Genomic DNA, 23,585 nt, shown 5'->3' on the forward strand with positions numbered 1-23,585 from the left:
CGGTGCTCCGGTGCTGGCGGGCGACAGAACGCTGTGCTTCTGGTAGAGCCGACCGCTGGTCGGCTGCCTCTGGCTCCTGGTAGAGCCGACCGCTGGTCGGCTGCCTTTGGCTCCTGGTAGAGCCGACCGCTGGTCGGCTGCTCTGCAGAAAGCAGCCGACCAGCGGTCGGCTCTACCGGGTGGTCGCCGGGAATTACCCAGCGCCACCTGTGGCTCAGTGCGCCGGGGCGCCGCTGCCGTCGATCTTGCTCAGCTGGTACAGCTCCAGGCCGATGCGCTTGATCAGGCCCAGCTGCTGTTCCAGCCACCAGGCGTGGTCTTCTTCGGTGTCCTTCAGCTGCGCCAGCAGGATGTCGCGGCTCACGTAGTCACCCTTCTCCTCGCACAGCTTCATGCCGGCGGCGAGATTGTTCCGAACGGCGTATTCAGTATCGAGATCCTTCTGCAGCATCTCCTCCACGGTCTTGCCGGGCTCGGTGGCATGCGGGCGCATGTCCGGGTCGCCGCCCAGGAACAGGATCCGGCGCAGCAGCGCGTCGGCATGCTGGGTTTCCTCTTCCATCTCGTGGTTCAGGCGCTCGTACAGCGCGAACAGGCCCTGGTCCTCATAGCGGCGGGAATGGATGAAGTACTGGTCGCGCGCAGCAAGCTCGCCGCGCAGCAGTTCCTTCAGGCAGGCGATGACGTCCGGGTTGCCTTTCATGGGGGGCTCCTGTGAATCGATGCGGCATAGGGTGACGCATTTCCGGCGACGGTGATCTAATCGGAATCAGTCGCAGTTGCGCCTGCGGCTACAATCGGCCCACGAGTTCGGAAAGGACGTGCGATGCGACGTACATGGCGTTGGATGCTGGGCGTAGTGATCGCCGTCGTGCTGGTCACCGCACTGGTCCTGTGGCTGCTGCTGCGCGGCAGCCTGGCCGACCTGGACGGCGAGCATGCGCTGCCGGGGCTGGCCAAGCCGGTCACCATCGAGCGCGATGGGCTGGGCGTGGTCACCATCACGGCCGGTAGCCAGACCGATGCGATGCGCGCGCTGGGCCGCGTGCATGCGCAGGAGCGCTATTTCGAGATGGACCTGATGCGCCGCAGTGCCGCTGGCGAGCTGTCGGCGCTGTTCGGGCCGAAGGCCATCGACGCCGACAAGCGCATGCGCGTGCACCGGCTGCGTGCACGCACCGAGGCGAATCTGCAGGCCGCACTGGGCGACAACGGCGCGGCCGTGCGCGCCTACGTGGATGGCGTCAACGAGGGCCTGGCCGGTCTCTCCGTGCGCCCGTGGGCCTACCTGCTGCTGCGGCAGTCACCGCAGCCCTGGCAGGCCAGCGACAGCGTGCTGGCCGGGCTGGCCATGTATGCCGACCTGCAGGATCCCGGCAACCAGACCGAACTTGCGCTCAGCCGCATCCGCACGGTGGTGCCGCCGGCACTGTACGCGCTGATCGCCCACGACGGCACCGAATGGGACGCGCCGCTGTTCGGCGACCCCACCGGCAACGCCGCCCTGCCCGATGCCAGCCAGCTCGACCTGCGCACATTGAAGGGAAAATCCGGCACCGCGCAGGAAGAGGTGGACGCCGTCGGCAGCAACAACTTCGCGGTGGCCGGGGCGCTTACCGCCGACGGTCGCGCGATCGTCGCCGACGACATGCACCTGGGCCTGCGCGCGCCGGGCCTGTGGTTCCGCGTGCGCCTACGCTACCCCGACCCACAGGCCGCTGGCGGCCAGGTCGACGTCACCGGTTTCTCGCTGCCGGGCCTGCCGGCGGTGATCGTCGGCAGCAACGGACACGTCGCCTGGGGTTTCACCAACAGCTACATCGACACCGCGGACTACCGCACTGAACCGGCCAACGCCGCGGTGACCGTGCATGAAGAACGCATCGCCGTGGCCGGCCAGGCCGATGTGCGGTTCCCGGTACGCGAAACCGCCTGGGGGCCGATCCTGCATACCCACGCCGATGGCAGTGGTGATGCGCTGCGCTGGGTCGCCCACCTGCCCGGTGCGGTGCGGCTGGACTTCGGTGACCTGGCCCGTGCCGGTGACCTGGACGCTGCCCTGCAGTTCGCTGACCGCGCCGGCATTCCTGCACAGAACCTGGTGGTCGGCGACCGCAGCGGACGCATCGCCTGGCGCCTGATCGGCGCCCGCCCGGATCGCGGTCCGGGCTGTGCGCCTGCGGGCTTCACCGCCGCCAGCAACCAGGACTGCGCCCCCTGGCCGATCCGCAGCGACGCCTCGCCGGCATTGATCGACCCACCCAACCATCGCCTGTGGACCGCCAACGGCCGCGTCCTCGACGGCGAGTCACTGGCCAATGTCGGCAACGGTGGATATGACCTGGGCGCCCGCGCGCGGCAGATCCGCGATCTGCTCGCCATCCAGGACCGCTTCGACGAGCACGACCTGCTGGCGATCCAGCTCGACGACCGCGCCGTGTTCCTGCAGCGCTGGTGGGCCCTGCTGCACGACGTCATCGAACGCAGTGACGACCCTGCCCTGAAGCGTTTGAAGGAGGCCAGTCATCAATGGGGCGGCCGTGCCTCGGCCAGCTCGGTCAGCTACCGGGTGGTGCGGGAGTTCCGTACGCAGGTGATGCAGACGTTGTCCGACGCACTGTTGGCACCCGCCAACGCGCAGCTGGGCGATGCCTACCTGGAGCCGCGCCTGGCACAGCTGGAAGGCGTGGCCTGGCCGATGCTGCAACAGCGTCCGGCCAACCTGCTGCCCCCGGCCTTCGACAGCTGGGATGCGCTGCTGATCGACGCGGCACGCCGTACCGAACGTGAGCTGACCAAGCAGGGACCGCTGGCCAAGCGCAGCTGGGGCGAACGCAACACGGCGGCGATCTGCCACCCCATCGCACGGGCGCTGCCGGACATCGCCAAGCGCTGGCTGTGCATGCCGGCCGACCGCCTGCCCGGCGACCGCGACATGCCGCGCGTGCAGACGCCGAACTTCGGCGCCTCCGAACGCATGGTGGTCTCGCCCGGCCACGAGGCCGACGGCATCGTGCACATGCCCGGCGGCCAGAGCGGCCACCCGCTGTCACCGTACTGGGGCGCCGGCCACGAGGACTGGGTGCACGGGCGCCCGACACCGTTCCTGCCCGGCAAGGCGCAGCACACCATGACGCTGGTGCCAGCGCGGTAGTGCCGGCCGCTGGCCGGCATCCATGCAGGTGTATCCAGCATCGTCAGGTTGCCGGCCAGCGGCCGGCACTACCGTTCGACGGTCAGCCCCTGCGCCGCTCGATCAGGTTCAGCAGTGGTCCGGTCATCGCCGTGGTCACCAGCGCCATGATCACCAGCACCGCGAACAGGCGGTCGCCGAGCAGGCCCAGTTCGTAACCCAGGTTGAGCACGATCAGCTCCATCAGGCCGCGGGTGTTCATCAGCGCGCCCAACCGCCACGCCTCGCGCGTGGGCATGCCGGCACTGCGCGCGGCACTGAAGGTGCCCAGCAGCTTGCCGGTCGTGGCCACCGCAATCACCACTATGCACAGCACGATGTCGCTGGCCTGCAGCGCATCGGCGCGCATGCGCAGCCCGGTCATGGCGAAGAACAACGGCAGCAGCAGCGTCACCGCGAACGGTTCGACGCGGGCCATCAACAGGTCACGCAGCTGCGCGTTGGACGACACCGCCACGCCTGCGGCAAACGCACCGAACAGCGCGTGGATGCCCAGCATCTCGGTGACCAGCGCACTGCCCAGCGACAGCAGCAGGATGCCGAGCAGCCAGCGTCCCTCACGCCCCGGCGCGACCTGCTGGCGGGCGAACCACGGCTTCACCAGCCCCAGCATCAGTGCCACGAACGCGACCACGCACAGCAGGTTGAGGCTGGCCGGCAACCAGCCGCCGGCCTGGGCAGCGGCCACGATCAATGCCAGCAGGCACCACGCGGTGGCATCGCCCAACGCTGCGCAGGCGATGGCGGTCTGACCCAGCGGCGTCTGCGTGATGCCGCGATCGGCAAGGATGCGCAGCAGCACGGGGAAGGCGGTGATGCTCATCGAAATGCCGACGAACAGTGCGAATGCCGTGAAGCCCACCCCCTGTGGGCCATGCTGCGGATACAGCCAGATGGCCAGGGCGACGCCGAGCACGAACGGCACCGCGATGCCGGCATGGCTGACGGTAAACGCGAAACGCCGGCGTCCACGCAGTGCTGCCAGGTCCAGCTCGGCACCGGCCACCAGCAGGAACATCAGCACGCCCAGCTGGCTGAGCATGCCCAGCGGGCCCAGCGAACTGGCCGGAAACAGCGCACCCTGCAGCTGCGGCAGCAGGCTGCCGAGCACCAGCGGCCCCATCATCAGGCCGGCCGCCATCTCGCCGATCACCGCCGGCTGCCCCAGACGCTTGAGCAGCGCCCCCGCGCTCTTGGCCACCAGCAGCAGCACCAGCAGCTGCAGCAGGAACAGGCCCAGCGGTGACGCCAGGTGCTGCGCCCAGCTGCCTTCGGTGGCGGCCGTGGCACGCGCAACCGCTTCGGGCGCAGCCGGCCCGGCATAGCGGGCCAGCAGCACGCCGGCCAGCAGAGGTACCACGGCCCAGCCCAGGTAGCGCCATCCCCACTTCATCTGCGGCGCCTGGCCCCCGTTCTGTACGTCCATGAACATTCCCCAATGTACGGGGGGCGATCATACAAAAAAGGGGACGGAGGGGATTAAGACGTTTGTGGCACATACGAGGTGCCCTCCTCCCTCCCCTTTCTCGCGCCTAGGCCAGTGCCTGCTCGTGCACTCCGGCGATCGCCCGGCCCGACGGATCCGCCGCCGCGGCAAAACTGGCGTCCCAGGCGATGGCCGCGGGCGACGAACAGGCGATCGACTTGCCCCCCGGCACGGTCTCGGCCGCTGCCCGGCTCGGGAAGAACTGCTCGAACAGGTGGCGGTAGTAGTACGCCTCCTTGGTCTGCGGCGGGTTGTGCGGGAAGCGCTTGTCGGCGGCCGCCAGTACACGGTCGCTCACCTGCGCCTCGGCATGGGCCTTCAGCCCATCGATCCAGCCATAGCCCACGCCATCGCTGAACTGTTCCTTCTGCCGCCACAGGATGCTGTCCGGCAGGTAGCCATCGAACGCCTCGCGCAGCACGGCCTTCTCGATGCGACGGCCGCCAAAACCGGCACCGACCATCTTGTGCGCGGCATCGAAGCGCATCGCCACGTCAAGGAACTCACGGTCGAGGAACGGCACGCGCGGTTCCACGCCCCAGGCCATCATCGACTTGTTGGCACGCAGGCAATCGTAGTTGTGCAGGGCGTCGAGCTTGCGTACCAGCTCATCGTGGAACTCACGCGCGTCCGGCGCCTTGTGGAAGTACAGGTAGCCACCGAAGATCTCGTCGCTGCCCTCGCCGGACAGCACCATCTTCACTCCCATCGCCTTGATCCGCCGCGCCAGCAGGAACATCGGCGTCGATGCACGGATGGTGGTGACGTCGTAGGTCTCGATGTGGCGGATCACCTCCGGCAGCGCATCGAGGCCTTCCTCGAACGTGTACTCGAAGCCGTGATGCACGGTGCCCAGTGCTTCGGCGGCGATCGCGGCGGCAGCCAGGTCGGGCGAGCCCTTCAATCCAATCGCGAACGAGTGCAGCCGCGGCCACCAGGCTTCGGTCTGCCCGCCATCCTCGATGCGGCGACGCGCATAGCGTGCGGCCACCGCCGCCACCAGCGACGAGTCCAGGCCACCGGACAGCAGCACGCCGTACGGCACATCGCTCATCAGCTGGCGTTCCACCGCATGCTCGAACGCCTGGCGCAGTTCGGCCAGGTCGGCCTGGCGGCCCTGCACGTCGGCATAGTCGCGCCACGGTTGCTGGTAGTAGCGCACCAGCTCTCCACTGGCGCTGTCGAAGTAGTGGCCCGGCGGGAACTGCGCGACATCGGCACAGGTATCGACCAGCGCCTTCATTTCCGAGGCCACGCGCAGGCGGCCCTGGGCATCATGGCCCCAGTACAACGGCACCACGCCGACCGGGTCGCGCGCCACCAGTACACGCCCACTGTCGCGGTCCCACAGCGCGAACGCGAAGATGCCATTGAGCTGTTCCAGCCACTGCGCCGGCGAAGCGCCCTGGCGATACAGCGCGTTGATCACCTCGCAATCCGACCCGGTCTGGAAGTCGTAGGCGGCGGTCAGCGCCGCCTTCAATGCCTGGTGGTTGTAGATCTCACCGTTCACCGCCAGTGCCAGCTGGCCGTCGGCCGACAGCAGCGGCTGCGAACCACCGGCCGGGTCGACAATGGCCAGCCGTTCGTGGACCAGCAGCGCGCCTTCGTCGAGATACACGCCGCTCCAGTCCGGGCCGCGGTGGCGCTGGCGCTGCGACAGTTCCAGCGCATGGCGGCGCAGGGCCGGAAGATCGTCACCGGCCTGCAGGCCGAAGATTCCGAAGATCGAACACATGGGGGAGCTCCTGTTGGGGGAATTTCACGGGTGGGAGGTGTTCGACCGGCCATCCAGGCCCGGGCAGGCTGCGCCCGGGCACAAAAAAACCCGCATCGACCGATGCGGGTTTTCTGGTGTCCGGGCGTGTGTTGCTGTCTATCTACCCAGGGCGCAGTCCCGCATCGGCCGCGCACGATTATTCGCGCGCAGATTATTGCGGTTGTTGTTGACGGCGGTGGCCAGGCGGATCGACATGGCATCGACCCTACCCCGCTTTCCGGCGCAGCGCAACCGTTGCATTGGCAACCAGGTGAAGGTGTGCCGACCAACGGTCGGTACCCAGCAGTCGGCGCCCACAGGGGTAGCGCCGGGCCGTGCCCGGCGCCATGCCTCACGCCAGCAGCCGTTCCACCAGCCGCTGGTACAGCCCCGGCAGTGCTTCCAGATCGTCCACGCGCACGTTCTCGTCCACCTGGTGGATGCTGGCGTTGACCGGCCCCACTTCGATGCACTGCGCACCCAGCGGCGCAATGAAGCGTGCATCGGACGTGCCGCCGCCGGTACTTTCTTCCGGCGCACGGCCGATGTGCTCGGCCAGCACCGCCCGCGCGGTGGCGCGCAGCGTGCCCTCCGGGGTGTAGAAGGGCTCGCCGCTGCGATGCCACTTCAGCGCGTACTGCAGGCCGTGCCGGTCCAGCAGAGCGGTGATCTCCGCTTCCAGCTTCGGCGCATCCCAGTGCGGGTTGTAGCGGATGTTGAAATCCACTTCGAGCTCGCCGGGAATCACGTTGTTGGCACCGGTACCGGCGTGGATGTTGGAGATCTGCAGGCTGGTCGGCGGGAAACTCTCGTAGCCGTCATCCCAGCGCCGCGCACTCAATTCGGCCAGAGCCGGCGCCGCCTGGTGAATCGGGTTGCGCGCCTTTTCCGGATACGCCACATGGCCTTGCACGCCCTGCACGCGCAGCTTGGCCGAGAGGCTGCCACGACGCCCCACGCGCAGCAGGTCACCGAGCGTCGCGGTCGACGACGGCTCGCCGGTGATGCACCAGTCGATGCGTTGGCCGCGTTCGGCGAACAGCCGCGCGACATGGCGCACGCCATCAATGGCATCGCCCTCCTCGTCGCTGGTCAGCAGCACCGCCAGCGTGCCGGGGTGATCGGGGTGCGCGGCGACGAACTGCTCGGCGGCCACCACGAACGCGGCGACGCTGCCCTTCATGTCGGCGGTACCACGGCCATACAGCACGCCGTCACGGATCTGCGGCATGAACGGGTCGCTGGTCCAGGCCTCGCGCGGGCCCGTCGGCACCACGTCGGTATGGCCCAGCAGCACCAGTACCGGCGCGCCCTGGCCATGGGTCGCCCACAGATTGTCGACCTCGCCCAGCCGCAGGTGATCGCACTGGAACCCGGCCTGCTCCAGGCGCGCCGCCAGCAGTGCCTGGCAGCCAGCATCGTCCGGCGTCACCGAGGGCCGTGCGATCAGTTCGCAGGTCAGGTCGAGGACCGCACTCATGCGTCACCGACGCCGAAGCGGGCCTTGAAGCCGTTGTCACTGAAACCCTGGCTGACCGCGCCGTCGGTAGTGACCACCAGCGGGCGCTTGATCAACTGCGGGTACTCGCGCAGCAGCAGCTTCCATTCGGCCTCGGAGTCCGCGGCCTTGCGGTTGTCCGGCAGCTGCCGCCAGGTAGTGGAGGACCTGTTGACCATCGCGGCCAGCCCACCCAGCTGCGCGGCCCACGCCAGCAGCATTTCCGGGCTGGGTTTGTTGTCGCGGTAGTCGATGAAGGTGTACGGCACGCCGAAGCGGTCCAGCCACTTGGTCGCCTTCTTGCAGGTATCGCAGTTCTTCAAACCGTAGACAGTGGTGCTCATGGCCATCTGTGATGCTGGAAAACAGAGGGCCAGAATCTCACAACAGGCGCTCGGACACGACCCGGAACGGCACCTGGGGCAGCCGGAAGGCCAGCCCCTCGTGCAACGCCACGCCCATGGCCTGCAGCCGCGGGCACTGCGGCTCGCCGTCCAGCCGCAACGCTTGCAGGTGGGCGATTTCCACCGGCAGCGCGATGCGGGTGCTGGCCCAGCGGTGATCACAGGTCCGGGCGATGGCCTGGTCCTGGCAGGTCAGGAAGCGCAGCAGGGCCTGATGGCCGCCGAAGGCCGCCGCCCACCCGGCATCGTCCCAGCCCGCAGCCGCCTGCCACTGCAGGTGCAGCGCCGGCGCGCTGCCCTGCCCACCTTCGACCACGGTGTGCCCACCACCATCGGTGCGCACCACATGCGCGAAGCGCGTGGACAGATGCGGCTGCATGGCATCGCTGAAGGCGCGCGCGCCGGCGACGAAGGCCAGCTGGTCCATCACGTTGCGATCGAACAACACCACCGGCGTCCCGTCCGGATCATCGTCACGGCGCAGGTACCAGCGCCAGTTGCTCTGCCTGGGCGACGGCATCAGCGAGCGCAGCGGCCCGGCCAGCGCCGGCCCGAAATGGCCGTGCCGATAGCTGAGGATGGTGTAGGGCGTGCGTCCGGCATGGACCACGTAGTGATGGCCGGGTGGTGGCATCGGCGCGTGGCGCACGTCGACCCACCAGCTGACGTAGACCACGTCGCGCACATCGCTGGCCAGCGCCGGCATCGGCCAGCGCCGCGACAGCGCGCGGCGCAGCCGGGTCCAGCGCGGGGCGTGCAGCAGGCGCGGCAGCATCCGCCCGAACAGGGTGCCGGACGGATGCCGGTAGATCGCGGACGGCGCCAGATCCTCCGGCGCAGTCATCTTCAGTCGGCCAGGCCGCGCAGCAGGTCGTTGACGCTGGTCTTGCTTCGGGTCCTGGCATCAACCTGCTTGACGATCACCGCGCAGTACAGCGAATGGGTACCGTCCTTGCTCGGCAGCGAGCCGGACACCACCACGCTGTACGGCGGAATGTAGCCATAGCTGATCTCACCGGTGGCGCGGTTGTAGATGCGGGTGCTCTGGCTGAGGAACACGCCCATGCCGATCACGCTGTGGTGGCCGACCACCACGCCTTCCACCACTTCCGAGCGGGCACCGATGAAGCAGTGGTCCTCGATGATGGTCGGGCTGGCCTGCAGCGGCTCCAGCACGCCGCCGATGCCGGCGCCGCCGGAAAGGTGGCAGTGCTGGCCGATCTGCGCGCAGGAACCGACGGTGGCCCAGGTGTCGACCATGGTGCCTTCGCCGACGTAGGCACCGATGTTGGTGAAGCTCGGCATCAGCACCACGTCCTTGCCGAAGTACGTGCCGCGGCGGGCAATCGCACCCGGCACCACGCGCACGCCGCCACGGCGGAACTTCGCTTCGTCATAGCCGGCGAAGCGCGATTCGACCTTGTCCCAGAACGGTGCCGGGCGTGCATCGACCACCGCCATGTCGTTGACGCGGAAATACAGCAGCACCGCCTTCTTCAGCCATTCGTTGACCTTCCAGCCACCCTGGCCGTCCGGCTCGGCGACGCGGAATTCACCGCTCTCCAGGCCGTCGATCACGCGGTTGACCAGCGGCCTGGTCGAGCCTTCCAGCTCGTGCAGGGTCAGCGTCGCGCGGCGCTCGAAGGCGCTCTCGATGCCGAACTTCAGCTCTTCAACGCCCGGTGCCGACGGCTTGCGCAGCGACTTGCGGGCAATGGTTTCGGCGCGGACGGCTTCGGCGCTCTTGGCCGGCGCCGGCTTCTTCACAGCACGCTTCACCGCCGTCGTTTTCTTCGCCGGGGCCTTCACCGCAGCGGCCTTCTTCGGCGCAGGGGTCTTCTTCGCGGCCGGTGCGGCGGCAGCAGGTTTCCGGGCCGCTGCGCTCTTGGGGGTCGCGGCGGTCTTCTTGGCGGGCTTGGTGGCCATCAGGCGGGGTCTCCGGCGTTTCGATCAGGGTCCAGGCAGGCCAGCATCGCGTCATGCAGCTGCTGCCGGGCAGGTTCAGTCAGGGGGAGGTCGTGTTCGTCACTGATCACGAAGGTGTCTTCGGCGCGTTCGCCGAACGTGGCAATGCGCGCATCATGCACGCGCAGGCCCTGGTTGCGCAGCACGAACGCCACGTCGGCCAGCAGGCCGGGACGGTCGGGGGCGACCAGGGCAAAACGGGTCGCGCCCGGTTCATCGCGGAATTCGATGCGCGGCGCAAAACGGAAATGACGCAGCTGTCGCGGCACCACCCGGCGTGACGGCCGCAGCCGCGTCAGGTCGCCACTCAGGGCCTCACGCAGCGCCGCCTCCAGGTTGGCACTGCTGCCATCGGCAAAGGTGTCGGCCGGGTTGACTTCGAAGGTGTCGAAGATGGTGTCGGCCGGGCCGTCCAGCACGCGTGCACGGTGGATCCCGTAGCCCTTGCGGTCCAGGGTCATTACGATCGCGGCGAACAGGCCATCGCGGTCGGGCGAGTGCACGAACACTTCCAGCGCGGGGTCGTCGACACTGATCCGGCGCACCTTGACCAGGGTCTGGCCCTGCTTCACTGGCACCAGTGCGGCGGCCTGCCAGGCCAGCTGCTCGGGCCGCAGGCGGATGAAGCCCTCATCGGGCATCACCGCGAACTGGCGGTCGATGGTGGCGTCGTCATAGCCCTGCTCGCGCACCAGTGCGCGCACGCTGTCACGCGCCTCGGCCACGCGCTCGGCAGCCGGCACCGGATGCTCCAGTCCTTCGCGCAGCGCGCGCCGGGTGGCGAAGTACAGGTCGGCCAGCAGGCGATCCTTCCAGGCGTTCCACAGTTTCGGGCTGGTGCCGGCGATATCGGCACAGGTCAGCAGGTACAGGTAGTCCAGGCGGTCGCGGCTGCCGACCAGGGTGGCGAAGCGATGGATCACCACCGGATCGGCGATGTCCTGCTTCTGCGCGGTCACCGACATGCGGAGGTGCTGTTCGACCAGCCAGGCGACCAGCTCGGTATCGGTGCCACTCAGTGCATGTGCCTGGCAGAACGCACGCGCGTCCACCGCACCCAGCTCGGAGTGGTCGCCGCCGCGGCCCTTGGCGATGTCATGGAACAGGCCGGCCAGCAGCAGCAGTTCCGGCTTGCGCAGGCGTGGCCACACTTCGTGCGCGATCGAGAAGCGTTCGTCGGCACGGCTGCTGGCGAACTGGCCGATGTTGCGCAGGACCATCAGCGTGTGCTGGTCGACCGTATAGACATGGAACAGGTCGAACTGCATGCGCCCGCTGACCTGGGCGAACGCGGGAATCCACTGGCCAAGCACGCCCAGCCGCGCCATGCGCGAAAGCGTGTCGACCGGGCGCTGGCCACGCAGCAGGGCAAGGAAGTGCTCGCGTGCGTCGGCGTCGGCCTGGTCATAGGCCGGCAGCAGCGGCAGCGACTCGGCCAGCGCACGCGCGGTCAGCGAGTGCAGGCCGCGCACCTGCGGGTTGTTGGCCCAGCTGGAAAACAGCGCGAACACCTGGCCGATGTCGCCCTGCGGCCAGTCGGCCTCATTGGCGGCCAGGTAGCCACGACGCAGGGAAAAGCCCACGGTCAGCGGCTCCGGCTGCGCCTCGCCGTCGAACTGTTCCTCGAAGCGCTGCAGCAGGCGGTCGCTGATCCGGCGCACCACCAGCGCGGCGCGGTAGAAGCCCTGCATCATCTTCTCGACGCCGAGGTTCTCGGCATCGTCTTCGAAGCCCAGGCGCGCGGCCAGGGTCTTCTGGTAATCGAAACGCAGGCGCTCTTCCGGGCGGCGCGCCACCAGATGCAGGCCGAAGCGCAACCGCGCCAGCACTGCACGCTCGCGCTTCAACGCCGCAGCTTCGTCGGCGCCCAGATGGCCGAGCCCGACCAGGGCCTCCAGGTCGCGCACGCCGAAGGCGCGCAGCGCCATCCAGCCCAGCGTATTGAGATCACGCAGGCCACCGGGACCGTCCTTCAGGTCCGGCTCCAGATTGTCGGCGGTATCGCCGAAGCGCTGGTGGCGGATGCGCAGCTCTTCCAGCTTGGCCAGGAAGAAGGCACGCGCCGGCCACAGCTCGCGGTCGTCGATGGCCTCGCGCAGCGCGTGGCGGGCGGCGTCATCGGCCAGGATCGGACGCGCCTCGATCAGCGCGGTCAACACGGTCTGGTCAGCCGCCGCCTCGCGGCACTGCAATGCAGAGCGCACCGCATGGCTGACCGCCAACCCGCAGTCCCACAGCAGCGCGAACAGCCGCGCCAGGGCCGCTTCGTGCGCCAGTTGTGCCGGCGGATCACCGAACACCAGCAGGTCGATGTCCGAACGCGGGAACAGTTCGCCGCGGCCATAACCGCCCACCGCGAACAGCGACAGGCCGCTGCCGGCCGGCAGGCAACGCTGCCAGGCCAGGCGGATCAGGTGGTCGGCGGCACGTGCGCGCAGCGCCAGCAGGCGCTCGATGTTGTCGCCCTGGTCGAAGCGGCGGTACAGGCGCGCGTCGGCCTGCTGCAGCGCCTGGCGCGCGGCAGCCGCCCAGTCCGGGTCGTTGAGCGACGCGGCCGGCGTGTCCAGCAGCGAACTCGCCGGCAACATCGTCAGGAGACCTGCGACTCGCCCGGAGACAGGGTCAGCACGTCGACGCCGGTCTCGGTGACCGCGACCATGTGCTCCCACTGCGCCGACAGCTTGCGGTCCTTGGTCACCACGGTCCAGCCATCCGGCAGCACCTTGTTGTAGCGGGTGCCCTCGTTGATCATCGGCTCGATGGTGAAGGTCATGCCCGGCTGCAGCACCAGGCCCTGGCCCGGACGGCCGTAATGCACCACCTGCGGCTCGTCGTGGTAGACCTTGCCGATGCCGTGGCCGCAGTACTCGCGCACCACGCTGAACCGCTCGCCTTCGGCATAGCTCTGGATGGCATGGCCGATGTCGCCCAGGGTGGCGCCCGGACGCACTGCGCGGATGCCGCGCCACATGGCTTCGTAAGTGGTCTCCACCAGGCGGCGGGCCATCACCGACGGGGTGCCGACGAAATACATGCGGCTGGTGTCGCCGTGCCAGCCGTCCTTGATGACGGTGACGTCGATGTTGATGATGTCGCCATCCTTGAGCACCTTCCCTTCGCTGGGGATGCCGTGGCAGATGACGTTGTTGACCGAGGTGCACACGGTCTTGGGGAAGCCGCGGTAGCCGACGTTGGCCGGAATGGCGCCCTGCACGTTCACGATGTGATCGTGGCAGATGCGGTCCAGTTCCTCGGTGGTGACACCGGGCTTGACGTGGGGGGCGACGATGTCCAGCACTTCGCTGGCCAGGCGGCCGGCGATGCGCATCATCTCGATTTCCTGCGGGGTTTTCAGATTCACGCTCATGGCACCCATTATCGCCGATCCGGCCGCAATCTGAACGAACGCCACCCAACTGGCGTTCCAAGCCATGCACAGTTCCGGCAAAGAAAGTGAAAGCGTGATGGCGTCCGCTCTTTCACTCTCTTATTTATCACGTATTACAGACACTTACGCTTCCTAAGCTGGCCTCGCAGTCGTCACCGCGGCGCCGAACGTGCCGTCTTCGCCTTGTTCAACGGACCTTCGGGTCAGGGAGGTTGTCCATGCGATTCCCAGTTCGATCCCCGCTGGGCTGGGCCCTGGCCGGGCTGCTGCTTTCCGGCCAGGCGCTGGCCGCCGACACCACCACCTTCAATGTCACCCTGGTGGTCACCAAGGCCTGCACCATCACGGCGGCGGCGGCCACCAACGTCGACTTCGGCACCGCCGCCTCGACCACCGCCACGCCCACCCTGGGCCAGGGCACGGTGACCGCGCAGTGCTCGGCACTGACGCCCTACACGATTGCGCTGAATGCGGGCGCCAACGCCGGTACCGCCAACGACGTCACCACCCGGCGCATGAAGAACACCAATGCCGCGGTGACCGCCAACAACTATGTCGGCTACCAGCTCTACCAGGATGCTGCGCATACCCTGGTCTGGGGCGCCACAACCGGCACCAATACCCAGGCCGGCATCGGCACCGGCCTGGCCGTGCCGTACATCGTCTACGGCCAGATCCTGAACCTGAGCACCAACAATCCGGCCACGGGTAACTACCTGGATACGGTTACCGCCACGATCACCTATTGATGGAGCACGCCCGCATGGCCGGACCCCGCCCGTGGCGCGCCACCGGCGTGGCGCTGCTCGCCCTGTGCCTGCTGGGCGCCGCCCCTGCCGGCGCCACCAGCCTGCAGGTCGCGCCCACCAGCCTGCAGCTGGAGGCGCGCCAGCGTGCCGGTGAGCTGTGGCTGACCAACAGCGGCACCTCGCCGGTGACGCTGCAGGTGCGCCTGTTCCGCTGGGTGCAACAGGACGGCCAGGAACAGCTGCTGCCGACCGACGAGCTGATCGCCACGCCCCCGATGCAGGAGCTGGCCGCTGGGCAGCAGCAGCTGGTGCGGGTGATGCGTCCGGACAACGAGCCCCCGCCTGCACAGCGGCACTACCGGCTGATCGTGGACGAGGTACCCGACCTGGCCACCCGTGCCGAGGGCATGCAGTTCGTACTGCGCTATTCGATCCCGGTGTTCGTGCAGCCTTCCACCGGCCGCCTGGCCCCACGGCTGCAGGCCCGCCTGATGACACTGGCGGACGGCCGCAATGGCGTGGAGGTCGCCAATACGGGCGACAGCTACGCGCAGATCGCCGATCTTGCGCTGGGCAGCGCCGCGCGCCCGCGCATTGTCCACCCCGGACTGCTGGGCTACGTGCTGCCGGGCCAGGTGATGCGCTGGCCGATCGAACGCACGGCGATCGACCGCGACAACGACCAGATCACGGCCAAGCTCAATGGCGAGTCGGAACAGACGCCACTGTCGCCCCCACCGGCTCGCTGAGGCGTTGATGGGCGCAGTGCTGGCGGCCCTGGCTCCCGCGGCGACCGCAGCCGCCGATGTGTCCGGCGTCGCCGCCGATGTCTCCGGCGTGTCGGCCGACGCCGTGCTGCCGCCCCCGACCCCGCTGACCGCCAGCCAGACGCTGTACCTGGATGTGTCGCTCAACAGCACGCCACGCGGCCTGCTGCCGTTCATCGAGAACCGCGGCCGGCTGCAGGCCAGCCCCGAGGTGTTGCGCCAGCTCGGCTTCAATGCCAGCGGCGATGCGCCGGTCTACCTGGATCAGATCAGCGGCGCGGTGGTGCGCTACGACGCGCACATGCAGACCCTGGCGCTGGATGTACCACTGGACCAGCTGACCCTGCCGACCACGGTGCTCAGCCGGCCGCAGGCGCGTGCGCCGGCCGGCACTGCCTCGCCCGGCGTGCTGCTCAACTACGACGTCTACGGCAGCCGGGTGGACACACTGGGCAATCTCAGCCTGAGCTCGGAGCTGCGCGTGTTCGGCATCGGCAACGGGACTTTTGAGAACACTGCCATCAGCCGTCGCTACCAGCAACCCGGCGATCGCCGTTGGCGCGGCGAAAGCGTGCGGCTGGACACCCGCTGGAGCCTGGACTTCCCCGACAGCGCAACGACGCTGGAGGTCGGTGACTTCTACAGCGGCTTCGTCGACTGGACCCGCCCGGTGCGCCTGGGCGGGCTGCAGATCGGCCGCAACTACGGGCTGCAGCCCTACCGCGTACTGACGCCCACGCCGAGCTTCCTCGGCCAGGCCGTGGTGCCCTCCACGGTCGAGCTGTACGTGGACGGCCTGCGCCAGTACAGCGGGCAGGTACCGGTCGGCCCGTTCCAGCTGGCGGCACAGCCCGGGATCAGCGGCACCGGTAATGCGCAGGTGGTGGTGACCGATGCCTTCGGCCGCATGCAGACGCTGGATTTCAGTTTCTATGGCACCCAGCAGCTGCTGGCCAAGGGCCTTTCGGACTGGTCGGCCGGCGTCGGCCACCTGCGCGAGGACTTTGGCCAGCGCTCCTTCGCCTACGACGATCGCACCGTGGCCAGTGCCAGCTGGCGCGGAGGCATCAGCGATACCTTCACTGGCGAGGCGCATGCCGAAGGCGGCGGCGGCCTGGCCCAGGCCGGCGTCGGCGGCTGGTGGCTGCTCGGCGCGGCCGGCGTGTTCAACGCGGCCTATGCACGCAGTGATTACCACGGCCTGCAGGGCGGGCAATGGGCGCTGGGCTACAGCTGGAACAACCGCCGCTTCAACGTCAACCTGCGCAGCGTGCGCAGCCACGGCGACTACCGCGACCTGGGCGCACTGCAGGGCAACCTGCCGCCGAGCATCAGTGAACAGGCCACGCTGGGCCTGGACCTGCTGCGGCTGGGCACGCTCAGCGCAAGCTACCTGCGCCTGCGCTACCCCGACGGCGACGACAACCGCTACGCCAGCCTGTTCTGGTCACGCAGCTGGAGCCAGCGCTGGTCGGCCTACCTGTCGCTGAACCAGAACCTGGACCGCAGCGACGACCGCAGCATCTACCTGTCGGTGACCGCCAGCTTGGGCAACAATCGCCAGGCCAGCCTCTCGAGCCAACGCAACGGCGATAGCCAGAGCTGGGTGGCGGACGTGACCCAGCCGGTCCCGGGCGACGGCAGCGCGGGCGGCGTCGGCTGGCGCGCGCAGCTGCGCCACGGCGAGGACGGCAACGGCGGCCTGGCCGAGGTCGGCATCCTCAACGATGTCGGCCGCTATTCGTTCGGCGCCTCGCGCCAGGGCGGGCTGAACTATGCCTACGCCAGCGCCAGTGGCAGCGTGGTGTGGATGGGCGGCCACACCTTCGCCACGCGCGAGGTGTCGGACGCGTTCGCGGTGATCAGCACCAATGGCGTCGGCGGCGTGCCGGTGCGGTTGGAGAACCGCCTGATCGGCGTCACCGATGATCGCGGCCTGCTGCTGGTCAGCCCGTTGCTGTCCTGGCAGCGTAATCGTGTCTCGATCGATACCCTGGACCTGCCCGAGGACATGCGCGCCGATCGCATCGAGGATTGGGTGACCCCGCGCCAGCGCGCCGGCACCCGCGTCACCTTCCAGCTGCGCTCGCGGCCGTCACTGAGCCTGACCCTGCTGGCAATGGACGGGCAGCCGCTGGAGGTCGGCAGCGAGGTGCGGTTGCCCGATGGCCGCCAGGCCACGGTCGGCTACGACGGCCTGCTCTATCTGGAAGACGTTGCCGCCGGCAGCGTGCTGTATGTCACCACCAGCCGCGGCCCCTGCCGGGTGAAAGTGCCGGACCTGCCCAAGGTGGTGGCGTCCGGCGCGCGGCCGAAGCCGGCGCCGCAGCAGTGCATCCCGGAGGTGGCGCCATGAGGCACGCCCGGTGGGCCCTGCTGCTGGGCGTCATCCTGCTGGGCAGCCTGCTGGCGCCGGCGCCCGCGCGTGCCACCGCGGTCTGCACGGCAGTCGCCGACCCGACCCTGCCGTTCGGCAGCATCAACAGCAATGCGCCCGGCCCCAGCACGGCCAACCTCAACATCACGGTGACCTGTACCACCGCCGCGCTGAGCCTGCTGGCCACGACCGGCGTGCGCGTCTGCGTGGGCGTGGGCGCCGGCAGTGGTGGCGGCAGCAGTTCCACCTTCCGCACGATGACCACCACCAGCAGTGACACCCTGAATTTCCAGCTGTACAACAACGCCAGCTTCGGCCAGGTCACCGGACTGGTGCCGCGCGGCACGCCACCGGCGCAGGAACTGACCATGACCTACAACGTGCCGCTGGTGACGGGCGGCAGCGGTGCGCAGTCGGTGCAGCTGTTCGGGCAGATCCCGGCCAACCAGATCCTGGCCTCCGGCGCGTACAGCAGTACCTTCAGCGGGGCCAACGTGGTCCTGACCTGGGCCTGGAACGAAGTCCTGCTCGGTACCGCTACCGTGCCCGCCACCTGCAATGGCGGCGCCACCGGCACCAACAGCGCGAGTGCAGCCTTCAGCTTCACCGCCACCGCCAACGTGCTGCCGCAATGTGGCAGCTACGTCACCACCACCATGAACTTCGGCAACGTCACCGGCGGCATTCCGGCCAACATCGACCGGACCGCCACCCTCACCCTGACCTGCCTGAAGAACACCGCCTTCCAGGTCGGCCTCAACAACGGCCAGAACAATCCTGCCGCCACTCCGATCCGGCGCATGGCCACCACCGTCGGCGGCAGCACCTATTACCTTCCCTACGAGCTGTACCGGGACTCGGCGCGGAGCCTGCGCTGGGGCAATACCTTGACCGTCGACACGGCCAGCGGCACCGGCACGGGCAGCGCACAGCAGCTGACCATTTATGGCCGGGTGCCGCCGGTCAGCGGCCAGCCGCCCGCGGGCACCTACAACGATCTGGTGCAGGTAACGATCACCTATTGAGCGTCCGGTCGAGCGAAGCCCATGCTCGGCTGCATTTTCTGGCACCCGGCACGCCGGGTACGGGCTCGGCGCTACAGTTCCGGCGCATCCGGCCGATACCGCGCAGCGATATCTTTCAGCACGGTGGTTGGCAGGTGGTTCGCGCATTTCTGATCGGGGCGATGCTGGTCGCCAGCACGCCGGCATGGGCCGAACCCAGCAGCCCCCTGCAGATCCGGCTGACCGTGGTCGACGCCTGCAGTGACGACGCCGGTGGCACCGGCTGCCCGGCGCCGCACCAGCGCAGCGACGCACCGCAGCTGCCGCCCCAGGTCCGCGACCTCGCGCCGCCTGCGGCAGACGACGATGAAAGGCCGGCCGTGACGCTCATTTACTGATGCGCGCGCTGCTGCTCCTGCTGGCCCTGCTGCTGGCCCTGCCCGCCGCAGCGCTGGAACTGCTGCCAACCACCCTGCAGCTGCCAGCCGAAGGCGGCCGTGCCGAACTGTGGCTGCACAATCCCGGCCCCGGCCGCTGGCAAGGCCGGGTGCAGGTGCTGGCCTGGGATCAGCAGCTGGACGCCGAACGACTGCACCCGAGCGACCAGATCCGGGTCAGCCCTGCGCAGCTGGACCTGGCACCTGGCGGCACCCAGCGCGTCTGGCTGCTGCCCGCCGACCCCGTGCCGGCAACCGCCGAACAGGCCTATCGGATCGTCCTGGCGCCCGCGCTGCCGGGCCTGCCGCGCTATTCCCTGCCGCTGTTCCGCGGCCCGGCGACGCCGCCCCGGCAGGCCCTGGTACAGGGCCGCCTTGAGGCGTACGCGTCGCAAACCACTCTGCGACTCGGCAATTCCGGTAATCTGCACGCTCGCCTGCATGATCTGCGCTTCGTCACCGCGGACGGCCGATCATCGCTGTTGCTGCCTGGGCTGGCCGGCTACATCCTGGCCGGGCATGATCGCCGATGGCCCCTGCCCGCCCGCGCCGATGGCTACGCAGGTGGCCGCTTCCAGGCCCGCCTGCAGGACGGCCGCGACATTGATCTGGTCACACCCGCCCCTGCGATTGCAGCACGTGCCCGCGACGGGCTATAATCGACCGGATTCCTGCCGCCTGCGTGCGCGGGAACCCGTCCACACCGGACGTCACCGGTGAATCCACACCTGCTGCCCCTATCCGTGCCGGGGTGCTCCGCAAGGAGTTCGGCCACGGAGGCAACAGGGAAGCCCAACCCCGGAACCGATCGCGCTTCCACGCGTCCCGCATACCTATCCCCGCGGGCGGAATCGCTGGTTCCATATCAGGAGTATTGCAATGCCCCAGGTCACCATGCGTCAGATGCTGGAAGCCGGCGTCCACTTCGGCCACCAGACCCGCTACTGGAACCCGAAGATGGCTCCGTACATCTTCGGCGCCCGCGGCAAGATCCACATCATCAACCTGGAAAAGACCGTCCCGCTGTTCAACGATGCGATGAACTTCATCTCGTCGGTTGCCCAGAAGCGTGGCACCGTCCTGTTCCTGGGCACCAAGCGCAGCGCCCGCGAAACCATCAAGGAAGAAGCCGAGCGTTGCGGCATGCCGTTCATGAACCAGCGTTGGCTGGGCGGCACCCTGACCAACTTCCGTACCGTCAAGCAGTCGGTTGCCCGCCTGAAGGAACTGGAAGCCGGTGAAACCGACGGCACCTTCGAGAAGCTGGTCAAGCACGAAGTGCTGGGCCTGCGCCGCGAGCGCGACAAGCTGGAAGCCTCGCTGGGCGGCATCAAGGACATGAACCGCCTGCCGGACGCCATCTTCGTGATCGACATCGGCCACGAAGACATCGCGATCAAGGAAGCCAAGAAGCTGGGCATCCCGGTCATCGCCGTGGTCGACACCAACTACAACCCGGAACTGGTTGATTACGCCATCCCGGGCAACGACGACGCCATCCGCGCTGTGCAGCTGTACGCCCGCGCTGCGGCCGACGCCGTGCTGGAAGGCAAGGCGGCTGCCCCGCACGCCGCTTCGGTGCGCGAGGAAGAGTTCGCTGAAGCCGCTGCTGAAGGCGAAGAGAAGCCGGCCCGCCGCGCTCCGGCCAAGAAGGCTGCCAAGAAGGGCGACGACGCCCAGGCCTGATCCAGGCCCCGGGTGGACGCCCGGCGTCCACCCTCCCTGCACGCAGCCATCGGCGCGTGACAGGACCGTGTCACACGGGCCGGCCACCATGCCGGCCCAACCCCTTTCTTTCGTGAGGTAATCCCGTGGAAATCACTGCTTCCCTGGTCAAGGAACTGCGCGAGCGCACCGGCGCCGGCATGATGGAATGCAAGAAGGCGCTTACCGAAGCCAACGGCGACATCAACGCCGCTGCTGAAGCCATGCGCAAGTCCGGCGCTGCCAAGGCCGACAAGAAGGCTGACCGCGTGGCCGCCGAAGGCCGCCTGGGCCTGGCCCAGGACGGCGGCAAGGCCGTGCTGGTCGAAGTCAACTCGGAAACCGACTTCGTCGCCAACGATGACAACTTCAAGTCCTTCGTCAACGCCGTCGCCGCTGCTGCCCTGGCATCGGGCGCCAACGACGTCGAAGCCGTGAAGGCCGCCACGCTGGCCGACGGCCGTACCGTCGAGGAAGCCCGCGCCACCGCCGTGCAGACCCTGGGCGAGAACATCCAGATCCGTCGCATGGTCAAGGTCGACACCACCGGCAACATCGGTGCCTACGTCCACACCAACGGCAAGGTCGGCGTGCTGGTCGACCTGATCGGCGGCGACGTCGAGCTGGCCCGTGGCCTGGCCATGCACGTGGCCGCGCTGAAGCCGCCGCACAACAAGGCTGCGGACGTCCCGGCCGAGTTCGTCGAGAAGGAAAAGGAAATCGAGCTGGCCAAGATGACCGAGAAGGACAAGGCCAAGCCGGCCGACATCCTGGAAAAGATCATCAGCGGCAAGATCAACAAGATCGTCAGCGACGTGACCCTGTACGGCCAGACCTACGTGCTGGGCGACACCACCGTCGAGCAGGTGGTCAAGGCCGCTGGCGCGGACGTGGCAGGCTTCAAGCTGCTGATCGTCGGCGAAGGCATCGAGAAGGTGGTGGAAGACTACGCCGCCGAAGTTGCCAAGGCGATGCAGGTCTGATTCCAGCCTTCCGGCTGTGATGCGACCAGAAGGAGCCGCGGGAAACCGCGGCTCTTTTTTTGTGCCCACTGCGCCGGTGGCTGCGCACCGTGGGTGCACACACCGGCGCCAGGCACAGCCCGGCACCAGGGATCTTTGCGTTGCGCGCGAATCAAGCCGATACTCGGCGCAGGGAAACCGCAGTCACATAGCAGGAAGGAAAATCGCGGACTGTGATGCGTTCCTAGGTATTCTTGTCCCAATGGAATTGAACGACCCGACATGCCTCCCGAGCTGACAGCTGCCCTGGCGCTCTGCCGCAACCTGCCTTCGCCCCCCGGTATTGCCCTGCGCATCATCGAACTGGCGCAGGACCCGGAAGCGGACATCGCCACCGCCGCCGACATCATCGCCATCGACATGGCGCTGAGTGCTCGCATGCTGCGCATCGCCAATTCGCCGCTGTATGCCAGCCGCCGCCGCATCGAGAACCTCGGCCAGGCGCTGACCATGCTGGGCCTGAACGCCACGATCAGCCTCGCCCTGGGCTTCACTGTCACCCAGGGCCTGACCGGCGGCAGCGGCGCCGACCACGACCTGCGCCAGCGCGCGTGGAAGCGCAGCATCCTCAGCGCGCTGGCCGCCAGCCAGCTGGGCCAGGCGCGCGGTCTGCGCAGGCTGGAAGAGCTGATGCTGGCCGGCCTGCTGCAGGACCTGGGCGTGCTGTGCCTGGCCCAGGCCGAGTCGGAGCGCTACCTGCCCCTGCTGCGCGAAGCGCGCGACAACACCGACCTGGTCGCCCGCGAGCGCGACGAACTGGGCTGCAGCCACGCCGACGTCGGCGCCTGGGTGGCCGAGCAATGGGGCCTGCCGCGCTACCTGGTGGAGAGCATCCGCCTCAGCGAGGACGAGGACGCCGCCGGATCGCCGTTCCAGGCGTGCGTGCAGCTGTCCGGCGCGGTGGCCGACATCTGGCTGGACGCCGACGCCGATGCGGCGCGCGAGCGCGCCCTGCACCAGGTGCACGACCGCCTGGAACTGGACAGCGCGCGCTTCGACCAGGTGCTGACCCGCATCAGCGAGGCCCTGCCCGACATCGCCAGCCTGTTCGACGCCGGCCTCAATTCACCGCTGCGGGTGCGCGAGCTGATCGATCACGCGCAGGAGCTGGCCACCCTGCGCAACCTGCGCGAACTGCAGGATGCCGACCAGGCACGCCGTCGCGCCGACGAATTCGAAGCGCGGGCCAAGCGCCTGGCCGACCAGGCCCATCGCGATGCGTTGACCGGCGTGCTCAACCGCCGCCAGCTGGAAGCGGTGCTGGAGCAGGAATTCCTGCGCGCCGGGCGCCAGGGCTGGCCGCTGTCGGTCGCCTTCATCGACCTGGACGATTTCAAGAAGATCAACGACGCCCACGGCCACCTCACCGGCGACGAGGTGCTGCGCGCCTTCGCCGGCAAGCTGCAGGGCCAGCTGCGCAACAGCGACACCGTGGCGCGCTTCGGCGGCGAGGAGTTCGTCGCACTGCTGCCCAATACCAGCGAAAGCGTGGCCTTGGACGTGATCCGCCGGGTTCTGGCCAACATCGTCGCCACGCCGATGGCCGAGCTGGAGGGCGGGCCGCTGTTCGTCACCTTCTCCGCCGGCGTGGCAACCCAGGGCGGTTACGAGCGCTTCGCTGACGTGCAGGACCTGCTGCGCGCTGCCGACGACGTGCTGTACCGCTCCAAGAACCTGGGCCGCAACCGGGTGATCGCGCGCTCGCCAGGGGCCCTTGGCCACGACGAGCTGTCGGCCACGGCCAGCGCCGAACTCGGCTGAACGGGACGCCCCACGGACCGGGGCCAACCCCCGGATTCTGCGCCGCAGTGCACAAAACACTTTGGCCCGAC

Annotated in this window: 19 protein-coding genes; 10 read left to right on the forward strand and 9 right to left on the reverse strand. The window is 68.5% G+C overall.

Translation table 11 applies throughout. From position 1 onward, the window contains the following. Positions 1 to 214 precede the first annotated feature (214 nt). Complete coding sequence (gene bfr, locus LRM18_RS17195) at positions 215 to 703, reverse strand: bacterioferritin (RefSeq protein ID WP_005415872.1); 489 nt, start codon at positions 701 to 703, stop codon at positions 215 to 217. Between the two features lie 123 nt (positions 704 to 826). Here bfr and LRM18_RS17200 point away from each other — a divergent pair, with 123 nt between their 5' ends. Further along, positions 827 to 3,154 (forward strand): penicillin acylase family protein, encoded by a 2,328-nt coding sequence (locus LRM18_RS17200; RefSeq protein ID WP_270955122.1) that lies wholly within the window; start codon positions 827 to 829, stop codon positions 3,152 to 3,154. Positions 3,155 to 3,236: 82 nt separating this feature from the next. Here the strand turns inward: LRM18_RS17200 and LRM18_RS17205 are convergent, their stop codons facing one another. The 8 genes from LRM18_RS17205 to map all read right to left on the reverse strand — a co-directional run bounded on the left by LRM18_RS17205 (position 3,237) and on the right by map (position 13,681). Next, positions 3,237 to 4,625 (reverse strand): cation:proton antiporter, encoded by a 1,389-nt coding sequence (locus LRM18_RS17205; protein ID WP_270955123.1) that lies wholly within the window; start codon positions 4,623 to 4,625, stop codon positions 3,237 to 3,239. A 100-nt stretch (positions 4,626 to 4,725) separates the two neighbouring features. After that, complete coding sequence (gene asnB / locus LRM18_RS17210; protein WP_049464960.1) at positions 4,726 to 6,417, reverse strand: asparagine synthase B; 1,692 nt, start codon at positions 6,415 to 6,417, stop codon at positions 4,726 to 4,728. A 373-nt stretch (positions 6,418 to 6,790) separates the two neighbouring features. After that, a complete protein-coding gene (dapE, locus tag LRM18_RS17215) occupies positions 6,791 to 7,918 on the reverse strand; it encodes a succinyl-diaminopimelate desuccinylase (protein WP_270955124.1) in 1,128 nt (375 codons plus the stop codon). After that, positions 7,915 to 8,286: an arsenate reductase gene (locus LRM18_RS17220; protein ID WP_176421996.1), complete on the reverse strand. Its 372-nt coding sequence runs from the start codon at positions 8,284 to 8,286 to the stop codon at positions 7,915 to 7,917. The genes dapE and LRM18_RS17220 overlap by 4 nt, the downstream gene beginning before the upstream one ends. A 31-nt stretch (positions 8,287 to 8,317) precedes the next feature. After that, positions 8,318 to 9,184: a hypothetical protein gene (locus LRM18_RS17225; RefSeq protein ID WP_270955125.1), complete on the reverse strand. Its 867-nt coding sequence runs from the start codon at positions 9,182 to 9,184 to the stop codon at positions 8,318 to 8,320. A 2-nt stretch (positions 9,185 to 9,186) separates the two neighbouring features. After that, positions 9,187 to 10,266 carry a 2,3,4,5-tetrahydropyridine-2,6-dicarboxylate N-succinyltransferase gene (gene dapD / locus LRM18_RS17230; RefSeq protein ID WP_049464966.1) on the reverse strand — a complete coding sequence of 360 codons (1,080 nt, stop codon included), beginning with the start codon at positions 10,264 to 10,266 and terminating at the stop codon, positions 9,187 to 9,189. Next, positions 10,266 to 12,893, reverse strand: coding sequence for a [protein-PII] uridylyltransferase (locus LRM18_RS17235; protein WP_270955126.1), 2,628 nt, complete (start codon positions 12,891 to 12,893; stop codon positions 10,266 to 10,268). The genes dapD and LRM18_RS17235 overlap by 1 nt, the downstream gene beginning before the upstream one ends. A gap of 2 nt (positions 12,894 to 12,895) precedes the next feature. Continuing rightward, the gene (map, locus tag LRM18_RS17240) at positions 12,896 to 13,681 is read right to left on the reverse strand and encodes a type I methionyl aminopeptidase (protein WP_049464969.1); all 786 of its coding nucleotides are present in this window, start codon (positions 13,679 to 13,681) and stop codon (positions 12,896 to 12,898) included. A 230-nt stretch (positions 13,682 to 13,911) separates the two neighbouring features. Between map and LRM18_RS17245 the strand changes: the two genes are divergently transcribed. The 9 genes from LRM18_RS17245 (at position 13,912) to LRM18_RS17285 (ending at position 23,514) form a co-directional block, all read left to right on the forward strand. Beyond that, a complete protein-coding gene (locus LRM18_RS17245; protein ID WP_049464971.1) occupies positions 13,912 to 14,442 on the forward strand; it encodes a spore coat U domain-containing protein in 531 nt (176 codons plus the stop codon). Beyond that, entirely contained in the window at positions 14,442 to 15,191 is a 750-nt protein-coding gene (locus LRM18_RS17250; RefSeq protein WP_049464974.1) for a molecular chaperone, read from the forward strand. Before LRM18_RS17245 ends, LRM18_RS17250 begins: the two co-directional genes overlap by 1 nt. A 7-nt stretch (positions 15,192 to 15,198) precedes the next feature. After that, positions 15,199 to 17,565: a fimbria/pilus outer membrane usher protein gene (locus tag LRM18_RS17255; protein ID WP_057493526.1), complete on the forward strand. Its 2,367-nt coding sequence runs from the start codon at positions 15,199 to 15,201 to the stop codon at positions 17,563 to 17,565. Continuing rightward, positions 17,562 to 18,611 carry a spore coat U domain-containing protein gene (locus tag LRM18_RS17260; RefSeq protein ID WP_270955128.1) on the forward strand — a complete coding sequence of 350 codons (1,050 nt, stop codon included), beginning with the start codon at positions 17,562 to 17,564 and terminating at the stop codon, positions 18,609 to 18,611. Before LRM18_RS17255 ends, LRM18_RS17260 begins: the two co-directional genes overlap by 4 nt. Beyond that, on the forward strand, positions 18,608 to 18,988 hold the full coding sequence (locus LRM18_RS17265; RefSeq protein ID WP_229301981.1) for a hypothetical protein: 381 nt from the start codon (positions 18,608 to 18,610) through the stop codon (positions 18,986 to 18,988). Before LRM18_RS17260 ends, LRM18_RS17265 begins: the two co-directional genes overlap by 4 nt. Further along, on the forward strand, positions 18,988 to 19,686 hold the full coding sequence (locus LRM18_RS17270) for a molecular chaperone (protein ID WP_270955129.1): 699 nt from the start codon (positions 18,988 to 18,990) through the stop codon (positions 19,684 to 19,686). The genes LRM18_RS17265 and LRM18_RS17270 overlap by 1 nt, the downstream gene beginning before the upstream one ends. A 220-nt stretch (positions 19,687 to 19,906) precedes the next feature. Further along, complete coding sequence (gene rpsB / locus LRM18_RS17275) at positions 19,907 to 20,713, forward strand: 30S ribosomal protein S2 (RefSeq protein WP_005408748.1); 807 nt, start codon at positions 19,907 to 19,909, stop codon at positions 20,711 to 20,713. 125 nt (positions 20,714 to 20,838) lie between these two features. Further along, entirely contained in the window at positions 20,839 to 21,714 is an 876-nt protein-coding gene (gene tsf / locus LRM18_RS17280) for a translation elongation factor Ts (RefSeq protein WP_053463562.1), read from the forward strand. A gap of 261 nt (positions 21,715 to 21,975) precedes the next feature. Beyond that, entirely contained in the window at positions 21,976 to 23,514 is a 1,539-nt protein-coding gene (locus LRM18_RS17285; protein WP_064237986.1) for a GGDEF domain-containing protein, read from the forward strand. Positions 23,515 to 23,585: the final 71 nt, after the last annotated feature.

Source organism: Stenotrophomonas sp. PI_27, from assembly GCF_027854495.1.
In the GTDB taxonomy this organism is placed as follows: domain Bacteria; phylum Pseudomonadota; class Gammaproteobacteria; order Xanthomonadales; family Xanthomonadaceae; genus Stenotrophomonas; species Stenotrophomonas pavanii.

Coding starts and splice junctions, on each gene's coding strand:
- LRM18_RS17285 (WP_064237986.1), top strand. CDS start 21,976: ATGCCTCCCGAGCTGACAGCTGCCCTGGCGCTCTGCCGCAACCTGCCT.
- LRM18_RS17200 (WP_270955122.1), top strand. CDS start 827: ATGCGACGTACATGGCGTTGGATGCTGGGCGTAGTGATCGCCGTCGTG.
- dapD (WP_049464966.1), bottom strand. CDS start 10,266: ATGGCCACCAAGCCCGCCAAGAAGACCGCCGCGACCCCCAAGAGCGCA.
- dapE (WP_270955124.1), bottom strand. CDS start 7,918: ATGAGTGCGGTCCTCGACCTGACCTGCGAACTGATCGCACGGCCCTCG.
- asnB (WP_049464960.1), bottom strand. CDS start 6,417: ATGTGTTCGATCTTCGGAATCTTCGGCCTGCAGGCCGGTGACGATCTT.
- LRM18_RS17245 (WP_049464971.1), top strand. CDS start 13,912: ATGCGATTCCCAGTTCGATCCCCGCTGGGCTGGGCCCTGGCCGGGCTG.
- bfr (WP_005415872.1), bottom strand. CDS start 703: ATGAAAGGCAACCCGGACGTCATCGCCTGCCTGAAGGAACTGCTGCGC.
- LRM18_RS17250 (WP_049464974.1), top strand. CDS start 14,442: ATGGAGCACGCCCGCATGGCCGGACCCCGCCCGTGGCGCGCCACCGGC.
- LRM18_RS17225 (WP_270955125.1), bottom strand. CDS start 9,184: ATGACTGCGCCGGAGGATCTGGCGCCGTCCGCGATCTACCGGCATCCG.
- LRM18_RS17270 (WP_270955129.1), top strand. CDS start 18,988: ATGCGCGCGCTGCTGCTCCTGCTGGCCCTGCTGCTGGCCCTGCCCGCC.
- LRM18_RS17220 (WP_176421996.1), bottom strand. CDS start 8,286: ATGGCCATGAGCACCACTGTCTACGGTTTGAAGAACTGCGATACCTGC.
- LRM18_RS17260 (WP_270955128.1), top strand. CDS start 17,562: ATGAGGCACGCCCGGTGGGCCCTGCTGCTGGGCGTCATCCTGCTGGGC.
- LRM18_RS17235 (WP_270955126.1), bottom strand. CDS start 12,893: ATGTTGCCGGCGAGTTCGCTGCTGGACACGCCGGCCGCGTCGCTCAAC.
- map (WP_049464969.1), bottom strand. CDS start 13,681: ATGGGTGCCATGAGCGTGAATCTGAAAACCCCGCAGGAAATCGAGATG.
- LRM18_RS17255 (WP_057493526.1), top strand. CDS start 15,199: ATGGGCGCAGTGCTGGCGGCCCTGGCTCCCGCGGCGACCGCAGCCGCC.
- rpsB (WP_005408748.1), top strand. CDS start 19,907: ATGCCCCAGGTCACCATGCGTCAGATGCTGGAAGCCGGCGTCCACTTC.
- LRM18_RS17205 (WP_270955123.1), bottom strand. CDS start 4,625: ATGTTCATGGACGTACAGAACGGGGGCCAGGCGCCGCAGATGAAGTGG.